Source organism: Alistipes sp. (assembly GCF_020026455.1).
GTDB lineage: Bacteria > Bacteroidota > Bacteroidia > Bacteroidales > Rikenellaceae > Alistipes.
Genome location: NZ_JAHHQJ010000015.1, coordinates 1 through 14,497 on the forward strand (window position 1 = coordinate 1; position 14,497 = coordinate 14,497).

Sequence of the window (14,497 nt, forward strand, 5' to 3'; positions counted from 1 at the left end):
CATAGTGGCAGAAGCCGCTTAGCCAATATGTTGAATTTTTAACGGACTATTAATAGATGGGAAAAGTAGAAAAATAATATCCTTTTAGGGAATAACAAATGAGAAAAATAATCTTATATTTGTGAAAGCAAGTGAAAGTCTTTTGATTTTGTTAAAAAATTAAGAAATACCCTCCCGTGTAACATCCGACTTACTATACTCAATTACTAACTTAAACTAACTTCTATGAACAAAAATCGCAAAAGACAGGGACTGAACAGGAAGTTTCTGGCGTCGGCGGCTTGTGTTTCGCTGCTCTTATGCAGCGGATATGCAATGGCGAATCCGGTGCCCGAAGTTTCCGTATTCGTGGCCGATGAGCAACAGCAGGCCAAGACCATCGAGGCGTTGATCACCGTGAGCGACGCCACGGGTCCTGTTGTCGGAGCCAGTGTGATGCAGAAAGGTACCGCAAACGGTAATGTTACCGGTGTGGACGGTACCGTGAGATTGAGCATTCCGGAGGGTGCCGTGATCCAGGTCTCCTTTGTGGGTTACAAAACTCAGGAAATTGCAGCTACGTCGGCTATACTCAATGTCGTGTTGCAGCAGGACGCTGCCATGCTTGAGGATGTTGTGGTCGTCGGTTACGGTGTCCAGAAAAAAGTCAATCTGACGGGCGCCGTTTCGAACGTCGATGTCTCCAAGACGGTCGCCAGCCGTCCTATCACCGACGTGGCCAAAGCATTGCAGGGTGTTACTCCCGGTCTTTCGATTACCAATAAAATTGGAGGTGTGGGTACCAAGTCTACCATCAAACTTCGTGGTTCGGTCGGTTCGCTGAGTGCTTCGAGTGGTACCTCGCCCCTTATCCTGGTCGATAACGTGGAGGTCCCCAGTCTGAATCTGGTCAACCCCGACGATATCGCGACCATCACCGTCCTGAAGGATGCCGCTTCGGCGTCGATCTACGGTACGCGTGCCGCATGGGGTGTGATCCTTATTACCACCAAGCAGGGCAAGAAGAACGACCGCGTTACCGTCTCCTACTCGAACAACTTTGCATGGAGCACCCCCACGGTGATGCCTACCATCGCTTCGGCTTCAGCCAATGCCGAGTTCATGCTGGCCGTGGCCAACCGTCTGGGCAAGAGCTCGATCTCCAACATCGGTTACAACATCGACGCCGGCACCGTCGAGAAAATCCGCAACTGGGAGCAGCAGTACGGCGGGATGTCGAATGCCCAGCTCGGTGAAATGAAGGAAGGGCGCGACTTCGAGATCATCGGCGGCAAGACCTACTTCTACCGTTCGTTCGATCCCCTCGACATGTTTACCAAGAAGTGGACTCCCCAGCAGCAGCACAACATCTCGGTCACGGGCGGTAGTGAGAAGAGCACCTTCAACGTGGGTATGGGTTATCTCAACCAGAAGGGTATCATGAAGTTCAATACCGATAACTACGACCGTTTCACGCTGAACAGCAACATCACCACCGAAATCCGCGACTGGTGGAAACTCAAGACCAACGTGCTGTTCACCCGTTCGAGCCACGAGCAGCCCTACCGCTACACGTCGGGTCAGTACGACGCGTGGAACTACCTGATGCGCTGGCCGCGTTGGTATCCCTATGCCACCTATCAGGGCAAGGAGTTCCGCTCGTCCGTGACCGACATCAAGGCCGGCAACCGCGAGACTTTGAACGAGAACTATCTGCGTGCCAACATCGGTACGGAAATCACTCCGATCAAGGACCTGACCATCAACTTCGACTACACCTTTTCGCTGTTGAACTACGAGCAGAAGCGCAACGGAGGCACCGTGATGGCCTACGATATGTTCAGCAGTGCGCCTTTCTCGTCCTATAAGGACATCTACGGTTCGACCCACGACCGCGTCGTTCAGACCAGCCAGTACACCATGTCGAACATCTTCAAGGCATACGCCACCTACAACAAGACCTTCAACGGGAAGCACAACCTGAAGGTGATGGCCGGTATGGATGCCGAGGCCCGCGAAAGACTGGGCCACTACTCGGAGCGCCGCGGGCTGATCAGCCCCACACTCCCCGAGATCATCCTCGCCACAGGTGAGCAGTACTCGTCGGACGGAGACTACAGCTACCACAACGATTTTGCGGCCGTCGGCTTCTTTGCGCGTGTCAACTACGACTATATGGGCAAATACCTCGTCGAGGTGAACGCCCGTTATGACGGTTCCTCGAAGTTCCCCGAAGGGGACAAGTTCGCCCTCTTCCCCTCGTTCTCGGCCGGTTGGCGCATGTCGGAGGAGAAGTTCATGAACTGGTCGAAGCCCGCACTCTCCGACCTGAAGCTCCGCGCATCGTGGGGTACCATCGGCAACCAGGATGTTGCGGCCAACTCCTTCCTTTCGACCATGAAGGCCTCCAACGAGTCGGGTTGGGTTGTAAACGGCAAGGAGCAGGTTTATGTAGGAGCACCTTCGGTCATCTCGCCCTCGCTGACCTGGGAGCGTGTTACGACCCTCGACCTCGGTCTGGACGCCCGTTTCTTCAACAACGAGCTGGGTGTCAGCTTCGACTGGTACCGACGTGTGACTTCCGATATGCACTGTATGGGCGAAACCCTGCCCAATACCTTCGGAGCCAAGGTCCCCAAGATTAACTACGGTGAACTGACCGGTAAGGGTTGGGAGCTGGCTTTGGACTACAACAAGCGTTTCGAGTGTGGTTTGGGTCTGTCGTTGACCGCATCGATTTCCCACGTGAGGGAGGAAATCACCAAGTACAACAACTCGATAAATGACATCTACGGAAACTACAAGGGAAAGCGTATCGGCGAAATCTGGGGTTATGAGACCGACCGTCTGTTCAACTTCGACGATTTCAACGAAAGCACCGATCAGTTCGGCAACAAGGTCTATACCCTCAAGGATGGCATTCCCTCGCAGGCACTCTACGAGTCGGGAGCCTTCACATTCGGCCCCGGTGACGTGAAGTACCGCGACCTGAACGGCGACGGTGTCATCAACTACGGGAAGAAGACGCTGGAGGACCACGGCGACTTGAAGGTCATCGGTAATACGCTGCCCGACTATGAGTACAGCTTCAGCATCGGTTTCAACTACAAGGGTTTCGACTTCAGCACCCTGTTCCAAGGCGTTGGCAAGCGCGACTACTGGGCCTACGGAGCTGTGGCCATCCCCGCCGGAGGTTCGAGCTTCGGCGATGCCGCCTTCGCTCACCAGATGGACTACTGGACTCCCGAGCGTCAGAATGCGTTCTATCCCCGCCCCGACGACAACGGCTGGAACTCCGACGGTAAGAACTTCCTCAAGCAGACCCGTTTCCTGAGCGATATGTCCTACCTGCGTTGCAAGAACATCACGGTAGGTTACACCCTGCCCGAAAAGTGGATGAAGAAGATTCACTTCCAGAGTGCGCGTATCTACCTCAGCGCGGAGAACGTATTTGAGTTTGACGACATGCACCTTCCCGTCGATCCCGAATCAACGGCATTCAAGGAGGGCAGCGGTGACTCCACATGGTCGTTCGGTCGCAGCTATCCCTACACCAGAACCATCTCTGTCGGTCTGCAACTCCAATTCTAAACTTTTAACTTGAATCGACGTATGAAAAGAAAAATATTGACTGCACTGGCACTGTCACTGATGCTCTGCTCGTGTGAAGATTACCTGACCCGTTTGCCCCAGGATACGGTGACGGATACTCCGGACTTTTGGAACAACGAGAAAAACGTGCGTTCCGAAGCCATCGGACTCTATGATCACTATTTTGACGGCTACAAGACCGGCTGGTCGCGTTCCACCTGGTTTGCAGAGACCGATATCGCCGACTGGGTGGACGACAATGCGCAGCGTGCGGCTACGTTCTTCACCAAGGTAGCCCCCGCTACCGGCGGCGGTTGGGATTTCACCACCCTGCGCCGTATCAACGTCATCATCGACCGTGTGACGACCAACTCGATGGAAGAGGAGGTCAAGAACCACTGGTTGGGTGTCGGCCGTTTTTTCCGTGCCTTGGAGTACTGCAAGCTGGTGTCGAAGTTCGGCGATGTCCCTTATTACGATACCGTGCTTTCGAGCACCGATTACGAGAAGCTCTATGCTCCGCGCATGAAGCGTAGCGAGGTGATGGATCGTGTGCTGGCGGACTTCAAGTTTGCTTGCGAACACGTTCGTGCACAGGACGGCGAGCCGGGTCTCTCGGTGAACAACGATGTGGTCCTGGCCTATATGTCGCGGGCCATGCTCTTCGAAGGCACGTGGCAGAAATACCGCGAGAAGGACGCCCAGAAGGCTGCCGAGTATCTGAAGGCGGCCAAGGATGCTGCCGAGAAGATCATCAAGTCCGGGAACTACTCGCTGCACCCCAACTACAAGGAACTGACGACTTCGCTGGATCTGGCCGGCAACAAGGAGATCATCCTGTACCGCTCTTATGTCGAGGGTGAGCTGACCCACTCTTTGATGAGCTTCCAGAACACTGAGCACGAGAACAGCTCGCCTTCGCGTTCGCTCATCGAGTCTTATCTCTCGTCGAACGGACTGCCCATCTACCAGTCGGGCAACACGCTCTACAGCGAGGAGAAGGAGAAATGGTTCGAGACCGAGTTTGCGGACCGTGACCCCCGTCTGTCCCAGATCATCTACACCGACGACCTCTATCTTGAGGGCGTGAAGGCACCTTATGCCGTTTCGGGTTACTTTGCGAACCGTTTCGTGAACGAGGACATCAAGACGTTGCCTGCCGGTACGAGCAGCACCAACACCACCGACGCTCCCGTGATGAAGCTCAATGAGGTGATTATGAACTACATCGAGGCTGCTGCCGAGTTGCAGGAACTGGGCCAGTACACCCTCACCCAGGGCGATGTCGATATGACGATCAACGCCATTCGTGACCGCGAGAGCACCCACATGCCTCATCTGACCCTGTCGGGCACCGGTTTTTCGGTTAACGGCACGGCGATTAACGACCCCGAGCGCGATAAAGATGTTCCTTCGCTGATTTGGGAGATTCGCCGCGAGCGCCGCACCGAGTTGGTTTACGAGGGTATTCGTTTCAACGACCTGCGCCGTTGGAGCAAACTCAACTATGCCGACATGAAGCTCAACAAGAAGCTGAACCTCGGAGCATGGTTGGACAAGGACAAGTACATCGCATGGTATAATAAAAAGCATCCCGAGTCGCCCATCACCATGGAGCACCTCAAGAGTGTTACTTTGGACCGTTCGGGCAATGCGGGTTACATCATGCCCATCCAGGAGGAGGCTAAGATGAGGACTTTCTCCGAGAAGGACTACCTCTATCCCATCCCCGAGGATCAGATCACGCTTTACGAGCAGAACAACAAGCCGCTGAATCAGAACCCCGGTTGGTAGAATAACCGAATGAATTGAATGGATGATTAGGCCGGAACTTTTCGAGGTTCCGGCCTAATCTTTTTCCGTTTTTCGGGTCTAATCTTTTCGGGTCTAATTTTTTCCGGGGCGAAGGTTTGGCGGCAGTTGGCGGGCGGCAGGCGAGTTGCGGAGGGTGCCGGCGGCGAGCTGTTGGTTGTTTGGGGGGACCGTAGCCGGCGGACGACAGGTGAGCGGAGGGTTGTTGGCGGGGGCCGGAGAGTGTTGCAGAGGCGGACGATGCCGGCAGGAGAGGGTGAGCGGCCATAGGGTGGCTGGAGGACGATAGACGGCAGGAGGAGAGCGGCCGGCGGGAGGAGCCGGCAGGTGGATTGTCGCGGCAGCGAGGGTGTTGGCGTTGGGGGAGACCGTTGGTGTGCGGGAACTGTCGGGTGTTTGAGATGGTTGTGTGCGAGGCAGTTGTGGAGGTTGTGCTCAACCTCCACAACAGAAAAAGCTGCCAATCGCAATGATTGACAGCTTTTTTCCAGTGCCCAGGACAGGAATCGAACCTGCACGCCTTGCGGCACACGCACCTGAAACGTGCGCGTCTACCTATTCCGCCACCTGGGCATTTCGGAATTGCGAGTGCAAAGATAATCAAAAAAATGGAAATTACGATACTTGCGCGAGGATTGCGGCGAAAAATAGGAGCGTTTGCTCTGGCAATCGCCCCGCCCCTTGGCGCTGGCCCTTCCCCGACCGATGAGTTTTTACTGTGAAATAATGCGTGACACCGTTTATTTTACACGACCCTTGACGCCGACCCTTCCCCGACCGATGTGTTTTCTACCGGGAAAGAATCTGTGCCCCCGTTTGTTTTACCTTGTGCCCAATCGCTTTTAGGGGCCTTGTTCCGCCCCTTCCCGGACTTTTCTCAGCTCCTTGCCGGGATGTGTGGACCCTTTTCCGGCCGCGTGGATCCTTTTCCGGGTTGTGTGGATCCTTTTCCAGGTTGTGTGGATCCTTTTCCGGGTTGTGTGGATCCTTTCCGGGCCGCGTCGATCCTTTCCGCCCCTTCCCGGCCGCGTGGGTCCCTTCCCGAATCCTTCCCGAACCCTTGCCGGGCTCTTGCTCGTCCCTTGCCGGGATGCATGGCTCCTTTTCGGGCCATGTCGCGCCCCCTCCCAAAAAAAAGGAATGAAGCAAAAAATACCCGGCTCCGAAGAGCCGGGTTTGCAAGAAAGCAGGCAACCCTACTACTTAGTGACGCTTTCTTTGTTAGAATGGATTCAGTGACTATGAAGAATGTGGGATAGGGAATCCAATTGGTTACCTGCCTGGAGCCTATTTGTTCAACAGGGACGGTTCGTACAGATAGCGTTTGATGCTCCGTTTCGGGGTTTTTTCAAACTCGGTAGGGTAGAGCGCAATGCCCGCTACCCGTTCGTAGACGGCCAGCTGCTTGTTGAGCTCCTGGAGGTTCTCCTGCATGATCTGCGGCAGATCGGCCTTGTCCACACCTTCGGCATCGGCCTGTTCGTAGTCGGGGACCACGAGTGCCTTGAGCCGTCCGTTTCCGGCATCGAGCACCAGCGATTCGAGCACGAGGTACATATTGTTGAGCTTGTCCTCGATCTCCTCGGGGAAGATGTTCTGTCCGTTGCCCGAGAGGATCATGGTTTTCGAACGGCCGCGGATGTAGAGCGTGCCGTCGGGATCTATCGTGGCCATGTCGCCTGTATGGAGCCACCCCTCCTCGTCGAGGACCTTGCGGGTGTCCTTCTCGTTTTTGTAGTATCCCTTCATGACGTGCTCGCCGCGGACGAGGATCTCGCCGGCCACGTGCTGCGGGTTTTCCGAGTCGATTTTCACCTCGAGCAGCCCTTTCAGATAGCGGCCGCACGACCCGGCCTTGAATTCGTTGTCGGGGGTGAAGCTGATCAGCGGGGCACATTCGGTCATGCCGTAGCCGATCGTGATCGGGAATTTGATCTTCATCAGGAAGGCCTCGGTCTCCTGGTTCATCGGCGCGCCGCCGACGATGAAGATCCCGACATTGCCGCCGAAGGCGTCCATCAGCTTCTTGCGGATCACCGAGTAGATGGCCGAATTGAGCAGCGGAATCTTCATGGCGATCGACATGGAGCCCTTCTCCAGCATCGGGAGCACCTGCTTGCGGTAGATCTTTTCGAGGATCATCGGCACGCAGCAGATGACCGTGGGGCGCACGACAGCCATTGCTTCCAGCAGGATTTTCGCCGCCGGGATCTTGCCCAGCAGGGTGATGTGCCCGCCGACGGCCAGCGGAGCGAGGAAATCGAAGGCGCAGCCGTAGGCATGGGCCAACGGCAGGAACGACAGCGTGCGTCCGCCTTTCTGGAAGTAGTGCTGTCTGGTCTGGGTGTTGATCATCTCCATTGCGAAGACGACGTTGCCCGTGAGGTTGTTCACCGTGAGCATCACTCCCTTCGAGTATCCGGTTGTCCCCGAGGTGTAGTTGAGCAGGATGACCTGGTCGTTGGGGATGTCGGGATATTTGATGTCGTTGACGCTGAATCCGCGCGGATACTTGGAGCGGTAGTTCTTCACGATGTCGCGCTGGAACTTGGTGAGCGACTTGCCGTCGCGCTCGTAGATCGCGTGGAAGTCCGTGAGCGAAAATACGGCTTCGATCTGCCTGATCTGGTCCTCCTCGATCACGTCCCAGAAGTTGTCGCCCAGGAACAGCAGGCGGCTTTCCGAGTGGTTGATGATGTGGATGACGTCCGCAGGGGTGAAATCCTGGAGAATCGGCACGATCACGGCGCCGTAGGTGATGGTTCCCAGATAGGTGATGCACCAGCGGAGGTTGTTGCGGCCTATGAGTGCGATTTTGTCGCCTTGCTTGATTCCGGCCTTCTTGAAGAGCAGGTGGAGTTTGGCAATTTCCTTGGCCATCTCATAATACGAAAAAGTCTCGCCCTTGAAATAATCGGTCAGAGCCGACATTTCCCGATTTTCACGAAAGCTCGTTTCGTATATTTTCAGCAGGTTTTCCTGTAACATGACGCTTGGTTTTGGTCTATAATTGCGGCGCAAAGATAATGGAAAATTTTATTTTGCCTCATGTTAGGATGGAGATTTATCCTTTTGTGCGGATAATTTCGTCAAAAAGTCTGGATAAAGGCTATTTCGTCCCGGACTCTTTCTGCTCTTCGTCGTTGATTTTCACGTGCCGCGGCTTCCAGATGAAGGTCTTGGATTCGGTTCCCGTCTTCAGTCGTTCGATGTTCTTGCGGTGGGTGTAGATCAGCAGGATGGCGATCACGAACGAAAACACCACAAAGGCCTTCGATTCGTTGACTTTGGGCGATATGAGGGTGAATATCGGGAAGCAGCATCCGGCGATCATCGAGGCTAGCGACACGTAGTGCGAGACCATCAGGATCACCAGCCACACGCCGAAGCAGAGCAGCGCCACGGGGGGATAGATGCCCGTCACGGCACCCACGAGCGTCGCCACGCCCTTGCCGCCGCGGAATCCGGCGAAGATCGGGAAGATGTGGCCCAGCACGGCGGCGAACACGGCGCCGATCTTGAGGTTTATCAGATCGTTCTGCCCGATCAGGGCGTCGTACTGCATCAGTTCGATGATCGTCACGGCCACGAACCCTTTCAGGAAATCGAGCGCGAATACCGGCAGGGCGGCCCGTCGGCCCAGCACGCGGAGCATGTTGGTGGTCCCGGCGTTCTTCGAGCCGTGCTCGCGGATGTCGATCCCGTAATATTTCTTGCCAATCCATACGGCACTCGGGATCGAGCCGAGCAGATAGGCAATGATAATCATGGTAGTAGCCGTGTATATCGTCAGAATCATTTTTTCGTGTGTTAACTTGTTCACGCAAAGATAGTCAAAAAATCCGGATGTGGAAGCCGGGGTTGAAAAAACTGTTTTTGTGTCCCGTTTTTCCGAAGAATTTCCTATCTTTGCATCCTAAATAGAGTTGTGTATGAACACAAAGGCTTTGCTCGAACCGATGGGCTCGTGGGCGTGGTGGCGCTCGTGGTTTCTGATTTTCCTCGGCTGCTCGATCATGGGCGCGGGATTCGTACTTTTTGTCAATCCCTACAAGTTTGTGCCGGGAGGGGTCTATGGCATGGGCATAGTCCTGCACAACATCTTTCCCTCGATTCAGGTCGGTACGTTCGGTTACATGTTCGACATTCCGCTGATGCTGACCGCCATGCTGGTCTTCGGCGGCGGATTCGGCACCCGCACGGTGCTGGCGGCGCTCTATACGCCGGGCTTCATGAACGTGCTCACGCGGCTGGTCTACCCGAATTCCGAAGCGGTCGAGTCGCTGGATCCGTCGCTGCTGCTGGGCGGGCGGCTGGATCTCTCGAACGACCTGCTGCTGACGTGTGTCATCGGAGCCGTGGTGATCGGCGTCGGTCAGGGTATCGTCGTGCGGCAGCAGGCGACCACCGGGGGCACGGATATCGTGGGCATGCTGCTGCAGAAGTTCGCCGGGATCAAGTTTTCGACGGGCATCCTGCTGGCCGACGGGTTCGTCGTGCTGTCGGGACTGGCCGTGATCGGCTTCGGAATCGGTACGGGCGAGGCTGCCTCGAACGGATGGATGCTGACGCTCTATTCGCTCCTCACGATCTACATCACGTCGCGGGTGATCGCCTATCTGCTCGACGGCGCGTCATACGACAAGCTGCTGTTCATCATCAGCGACCACCACGAGGAGCTGAAGCGGTTCATCATCGACGACCTCGACCGCAGTGCCACCTACATCAAGGCGAAGGGCATGTACACCGATTCGCTGCGCGACATGATCTTCCTGGTGGTGAGCCGCAAGGAGGTGCGCCTGGTGCAGCACAAGATCCGGGAGATTGATCCCAGGGCATTCGTCGTGGTGACGGATGCCTACGAAACCTTCGGGGAGGGCTTCAAGCAGTTCCCCGAGAAAAACGAGATACAAGCGGAATAAATGGATTTGAAAATCAATACGTTGCGCCCGCTCCAGGGCTCGGGGCGCAAACTTTTCGTCGAGACCTACGGCTGTCAGATGAACGTCGGCGACACGGAGATCGTCGTTTCGCTCATGCAGCGCGAAGGCTACGGCTATACGGACCGCATCGACGAGGCCGATATCATTCTGATCAACACCTGCTCGATCCGCGACAACGCCGAGCAGCGCATCTGGGGCCGTCTGGCCGAGATGAAACGCTACCGGCGCCAGCGTCCGGGGCTGGTGGTGGGCGTCATCGGCTGCATGGCCGAGCGCCTGCGCGAGAAGTTGGTCGAGGGGCCTGCGGGTGTCGATGTCGTGGCCGGGCCGGATGCCTACCGCGACCTGCCGCGCCTGGTGCGCGAGGCCGAGGCGGGCGGCAAGGGGGTCAACGTGCTGCTTTCGACCGAGGAAACCTATGCCGAAATCGCCCCCGTGCGCCTCGACCGCAACGGCGTGAGCGCTTTCGTGGCGATCATGCGGGGATGCGACAATTTCTGCTCCTACTGCGTGGTTCCCTACACCCGGGGCCGCGAGCGAAGCCGCGACGCGGAGACCATCCTCGCCGAGGCGCGGAGCCTGTTCGAAAACGGCTACCGCGAAGTGACGCTGCTGGGGCAGAACGTCAATTCCTACCGGACGGGAGAGGTCGATTTCCCGGAGTTGGTGCGCCGTGTGGCGTCGATCTCGCCGCTGCTGCGCGTGCGGTTTGCCACCTCGCATCCCAAGGATATGAGCGACCGGCTGCTGGAGGTCATGGCCTCGATGCCCAACGTCTGCCGGGCGATCCACCTGCCGGCGCAGTCGGGTGCCACGTCGATGCTCGGCCGCATGAACCGTAAATATACGCGCGAATGGTATCTCGACCGCATCGCCGCCATCCGCCGCTATCTGCCCGACTGCGCCATTACCACCGACCTGATCGCGGGCTTCTCGGGCGAGACGGAGGAGGAGCACCGGCAAACGCTGTCGCTGATGCGCGAGGTGGGCTATGATTTCGCCTACATGTTCAAGTATTCGGAGCGCCCGGGCACCTTTGCCGCGAAGCATCTGGGGGACGACGTCCCCGAGGAGGTGAAGTCACGCCGGCTGTCCGAAATCATCGCCTTGCAGAACGAACTGGGCCACGCGAGCAACCTGCGCGACGTGGGCCGCGAGTTCGAAGTGCTGGTCGAGGGAGAGTCGCGGCGCGACAGGAACCAGCTCTCGGGGCGCACATCGCAGAACAAGGTGGTGGTTTTCGATCGCGGCGACCACAAGGTTGGCGACTACGTGCGGGTGCGCATCACGGGCTGTACGCCTGCGACACTTTTCGGCTCCGTGCTGTAAATGCGGCGGGGCTGGGCCGGGGGGCCATAAATGCGAGGGCCTGGTCTGCAAATACGACGAGGGAGGCGGCTCCGGGCTGTAAATGCGGTGTAGGAGGCGGCTTCGTGCGTTTTCGGTTGCGATGTGCCTCCGCCCCTGAAAAGAAAAAGCTTATAAATTAAATAGAACAGACATGCGTTTCGACGAACTTGACTTGGAGGATGAAATTCTCGACGGTCTCGAAGATATGAATTTTCACGAGATGACCCCCGTACAGGAGCACACGATTCCGGTGATCCTGGAGGGGCGCGACATCATCGGCTGTGCCCAGACCGGTACGGGCAAGACTGCGGCCTATACGCTGCCGCTGCTGAACAAACTGCTCATCGAGGGCAACCCCGACAATGTGGTGAAGTCGCTGATCATCGTGCCGACGCGCGAGCTGGCGCAGCAGATCGACCAGCAGTTCCAGGGTTTCTCCTATTATGCGCCCATTTCGACGACGGTGGTCTACGGCGGCGGCGACGGCAAGGGCTGGGACATCCAGAAAAACGGCATGTTGAACGGTGCCGACGTGGTGATCGCCACTCCGGGCCGCATGATCGCCCACCTGCAGAACAGCGGTGTCGATCTTTCGCACGTCGAATACCTGATTCTCGACGAGGCCGACCGCATGCTCGACATGGGTTTTTCGGACGACATCATGAAGATCATCTCCTACATGCCCTCCGAGCGGCAGACGATCATGTTTTCGGCGACGCTGCCTCCGAAGATCCGCGAGCTGGCCAAGACCATCCTGCGCAATCCCGCGGAGGTCAGTATCGCCATCTCGAAACCCAACGAGGCCATCGACCAGTCGGCCTATATCTGCTATGAGAGCCAGAAGCTGGGTATTATCCGCGAACTGTTTGCCGAGCCGGCCGATTCGAAGACGATCATCTTCTCGTCGTCGAAACTCAAGGTCAAGGAGCTGGCCCACACGCTCAAACGCATGAAACTCGACGTTGCGGCCATGCACTCCGACCTGGAGCAGGCGCAGCGCGAAGAGGTGATGCTCAACTTCAAGAACAACAAGGTGAAAATCCTCGTCGCCACGGACATCGTCGCCCGGGGTATCGACATCGAGGACATCGGTCTGGTGCTCAACTACGACGTGCCGCACGATCCCGAGGACTACATCCACCGCATCGGCCGCACGGCCCGCGCGGCGGCTACGGGCAGTGCCGTGACCTTCGTCAGCGAGGAGGAGCAGGGCAAGTTCCACCAGATCGAGAAATTCATCGAGCGCGACATCCGCAAGGCCGAACTGCCGGCAAGCGTGGGCGAAGGCCCGAAATATGCTCCCGACGAGAACCGCGGCCGTTCCGGCCGGGGACGCGGGGGCCGTAACGGTGGGGGCAACGGGGTCCGTTCCGGCTCGGGTCGCGGACGCGGCGGACGGGGCGACCGTTCGGGGCGCAACGACCGGGACCGCCGCAGCGAACGCCCGGTAGCAGCGGCTGCGACTGCGGAATCTGCCGCGCCACAACCCGCTTCGCCGGATAGCGACCTCACTTCGGGCAGCGCTTCGGGCCGCGACGAGGGTAGCCGCGCGACCCGCGACCGCCGCCATCGCGGGGGGCGCCGCCGCCGTCGCGGCAACAGCAAGCCGCAGGACGGAGGGGCAACCCCGCAGCCGTAAAAACGGCGCTCTGTTTCTTTCGCGAGTTGGGAACTCCCGGAGCATGGAACCGGTCCCTCTCGCGGCGTCCGACCGTTCCGCCAGGGAAGGGACGTTGCGATCTGTCTCCTGATGTTGCGATCCGTCCCCCGATGTTGTGTTTCGGCTGTGGGGGAGTCGGTGGCCCGGCACTCCGTCTTCCGGGCGGCTTCAGACTGCGCGGCGGACCGTTTTGTAAGGGCCGGGGCCTGTTTGGTGAGAACCGGGACCGCTCTGTGAGCAGCACGGGTGTTCTGTGTGAAACCGAAACCGTTTTGTAAGGAGTGGGGCCTGCTTTGTGTGGCATGGGGCGGGGAATTTATTCCCTTGCAGCGCACATGATGTGTTCCATTTCCAGCAGCTGCCTTTTCGCGGCCAATCCTCCGGCATATCCGGTCAGGGTGTGATTTGATCCGATGATCCGGTGACAGGGGACGAACAGCGAGATCGGATTGGCTCCCACGGCATTGGCAACGGCTCTTATGGCGCCCTCCCGGTGGAGGCGACGGGCCAGCTCCGCATAGGAGATCACCTCTCCGCAGGGGATTTGCAGCAACTTCTGCCATACTTCGATCTGAAAATCGGTCCCGACACAGCGTAGCGGCACATCGAAACATTGGCGTTGCCCAGCGAAATAAGCCTCCAACTCCTCTTCGGCCTGCCTTATGACAGGGGTTGTTTGTGTTGTAAAATCGGCATGAAGCATCCTGCACAGCCGCTTGTCGATGCGCTCCCGATGCCGTGCGTTCACCCAGTCGCACAGACAGAGACTGTCGCCGTGCGATCCGAGAACCACATCGCCGCACGGTGTGGCGTATCGCTGTATCCTGATTTTTGAATCGCTCGGAGCCATGTCAATCACGCTTTAGCTTGTAAAGATAGGAAATCCGTGGCATAAAAACGGATTCGGAGACGCGGTTTTGTCGCGGATTTGCTGCTTTGGGGCGAAAGGCCCGGCAAGCGGAATGTGCGCCAGGGGGATAATCATGCCGCCGGTGTCCGAGACGCCGCGCTTCAGTCCGTTCACGCTTACGTTCGTGCCAAGGAATGGTATGTAGTCGGCGGGGTCCATCACCATATCCATGTAGGGATGGATGGGGTTGAAGGGGGGGAGCTGTCGTCGCATGGACATCAACCCCGACTACCATAGTGATATGACTGTCCG

At 57.4% G+C, this 14,497-nt stretch carries 9 protein-coding genes and 1 tRNA gene; 5 read left to right on the forward strand and 5 right to left on the reverse strand.

The features are described 5' to 3' along the window. Positions 1-225 precede the first annotated feature (225 nt). Both QZ460_RS08600 and QZ460_RS08605 read left to right on the forward strand, forming a co-directional pair. Positions 226-3,570, forward strand: coding sequence for a TonB-dependent receptor (locus QZ460_RS08600; protein ID WP_290541167.1), 3,345 nt, complete (start codon positions 226-228; stop codon positions 3,568-3,570). 21 nt (positions 3,571-3,591) lie between these two features. After that, the gene (locus tag QZ460_RS08605; RefSeq protein WP_290541168.1) at positions 3,592-5,364 is read left to right on the forward strand and encodes a RagB/SusD family nutrient uptake outer membrane protein; all 1,773 of its coding nucleotides are present in this window, start codon (positions 3,592-3,594) and stop codon (positions 5,362-5,364) included. Positions 5,365-5,873: 509 nt separating this feature from the next. Here QZ460_RS08605 and QZ460_RS08610 read toward each other — a convergent pair. The 3 genes from QZ460_RS08610 to plsY all read right to left on the reverse strand — a co-directional run bounded on the left by QZ460_RS08610 (position 5,874) and on the right by plsY (position 9,181). Beyond that, positions 5,874-5,955: transfer RNA gene (locus QZ460_RS08610), tRNA-Leu, on the reverse strand. A gap of 714 nt (positions 5,956-6,669) precedes the next feature. Then, on the reverse strand, positions 6,670-8,370 hold the full coding sequence (locus QZ460_RS08615; RefSeq protein ID WP_290541169.1) for an AMP-binding protein: 1,701 nt from the start codon (positions 8,368-8,370) through the stop codon (positions 6,670-6,672). A gap of 121 nt (positions 8,371-8,491) precedes the next feature. Continuing rightward, positions 8,492-9,181, reverse strand: coding sequence for a glycerol-3-phosphate 1-O-acyltransferase PlsY (gene plsY / locus QZ460_RS08620; protein WP_290541170.1), 690 nt, complete (start codon positions 9,179-9,181; stop codon positions 8,492-8,494). A gap of 133 nt (positions 9,182-9,314) precedes the next feature. Here plsY and QZ460_RS08625 point away from each other — a divergent pair, with 133 nt between their 5' ends. The 3 genes from QZ460_RS08625 to QZ460_RS08635 all read left to right on the forward strand — a co-directional run bounded on the left by QZ460_RS08625 (position 9,315) and on the right by QZ460_RS08635 (position 13,314). Next, the gene (locus tag QZ460_RS08625; RefSeq protein ID WP_290541171.1) at positions 9,315-10,304 is read left to right on the forward strand and encodes a YitT family protein; all 990 of its coding nucleotides are present in this window, start codon (positions 9,315-9,317) and stop codon (positions 10,302-10,304) included. After that, positions 10,305-11,654: a tRNA (N6-isopentenyl adenosine(37)-C2)-methylthiotransferase MiaB gene (gene miaB / locus QZ460_RS08630; RefSeq protein WP_290541172.1), complete on the forward strand. Its 1,350-nt coding sequence runs from the start codon at positions 10,305-10,307 to the stop codon at positions 11,652-11,654. It abuts the gene before it with no gap. Between the two features lie 172 nt (positions 11,655-11,826). Then, on the forward strand, positions 11,827-13,314 hold the full coding sequence (locus tag QZ460_RS08635) for a DEAD/DEAH box helicase (RefSeq protein ID WP_290541173.1): 1,488 nt from the start codon (positions 11,827-11,829) through the stop codon (positions 13,312-13,314). A gap of 337 nt (positions 13,315-13,651) precedes the next feature. On the opposite strand, the gene QZ460_RS08640 is transcribed toward QZ460_RS08635, so the two are convergent. Both QZ460_RS08640 and QZ460_RS08645 read right to left on the reverse strand, forming a co-directional pair. After that, positions 13,652-14,185 (reverse strand): methylated-DNA--[protein]-cysteine S-methyltransferase, encoded by a 534-nt coding sequence (locus tag QZ460_RS08640; protein ID WP_290541174.1) that lies wholly within the window; start codon positions 14,183-14,185, stop codon positions 13,652-13,654. A 12-nt stretch (positions 14,186-14,197) separates the two neighbouring features. After that, on the reverse strand, positions 14,198-14,458 hold the full coding sequence (locus tag QZ460_RS08645; RefSeq protein ID WP_290541175.1) for a hypothetical protein: 261 nt from the start codon (positions 14,456-14,458) through the stop codon (positions 14,198-14,200). Positions 14,459-14,497 lie beyond the last annotated feature (39 nt).

Coding starts and splice junctions, on each gene's coding strand:
- QZ460_RS08600 (WP_290541167.1), top strand. CDS start 226: ATGAACAAAAATCGCAAAAGACAGGGACTGAACAGGAAGTTTCTGGCG.
- QZ460_RS08605 (WP_290541168.1), top strand. CDS start 3,592: ATGAAAAGAAAAATATTGACTGCACTGGCACTGTCACTGATGCTCTGC.
- QZ460_RS08615 (WP_290541169.1), bottom strand. CDS start 8,370: ATGTTACAGGAAAACCTGCTGAAAATATACGAAACGAGCTTTCGTGAA.
- plsY (WP_290541170.1), bottom strand. CDS start 9,181: ATGATTCTGACGATATACACGGCTACTACCATGATTATCATTGCCTAT.
- QZ460_RS08625 (WP_290541171.1), top strand. CDS start 9,315: ATGAACACAAAGGCTTTGCTCGAACCGATGGGCTCGTGGGCGTGGTGG.
- miaB (WP_290541172.1), top strand. CDS start 10,305: ATGGATTTGAAAATCAATACGTTGCGCCCGCTCCAGGGCTCGGGGCGC.
- QZ460_RS08635 (WP_290541173.1), top strand. CDS start 11,827: ATGCGTTTCGACGAACTTGACTTGGAGGATGAAATTCTCGACGGTCTC.
- QZ460_RS08640 (WP_290541174.1), bottom strand. CDS start 14,185: ATGGCTCCGAGCGATTCAAAAATCAGGATACAGCGATACGCCACACCG.
- QZ460_RS08645 (WP_290541175.1), bottom strand. CDS start 14,458: ATGCGACGACAGCTCCCCCCCTTCAACCCCATCCATCCCTACATGGAT.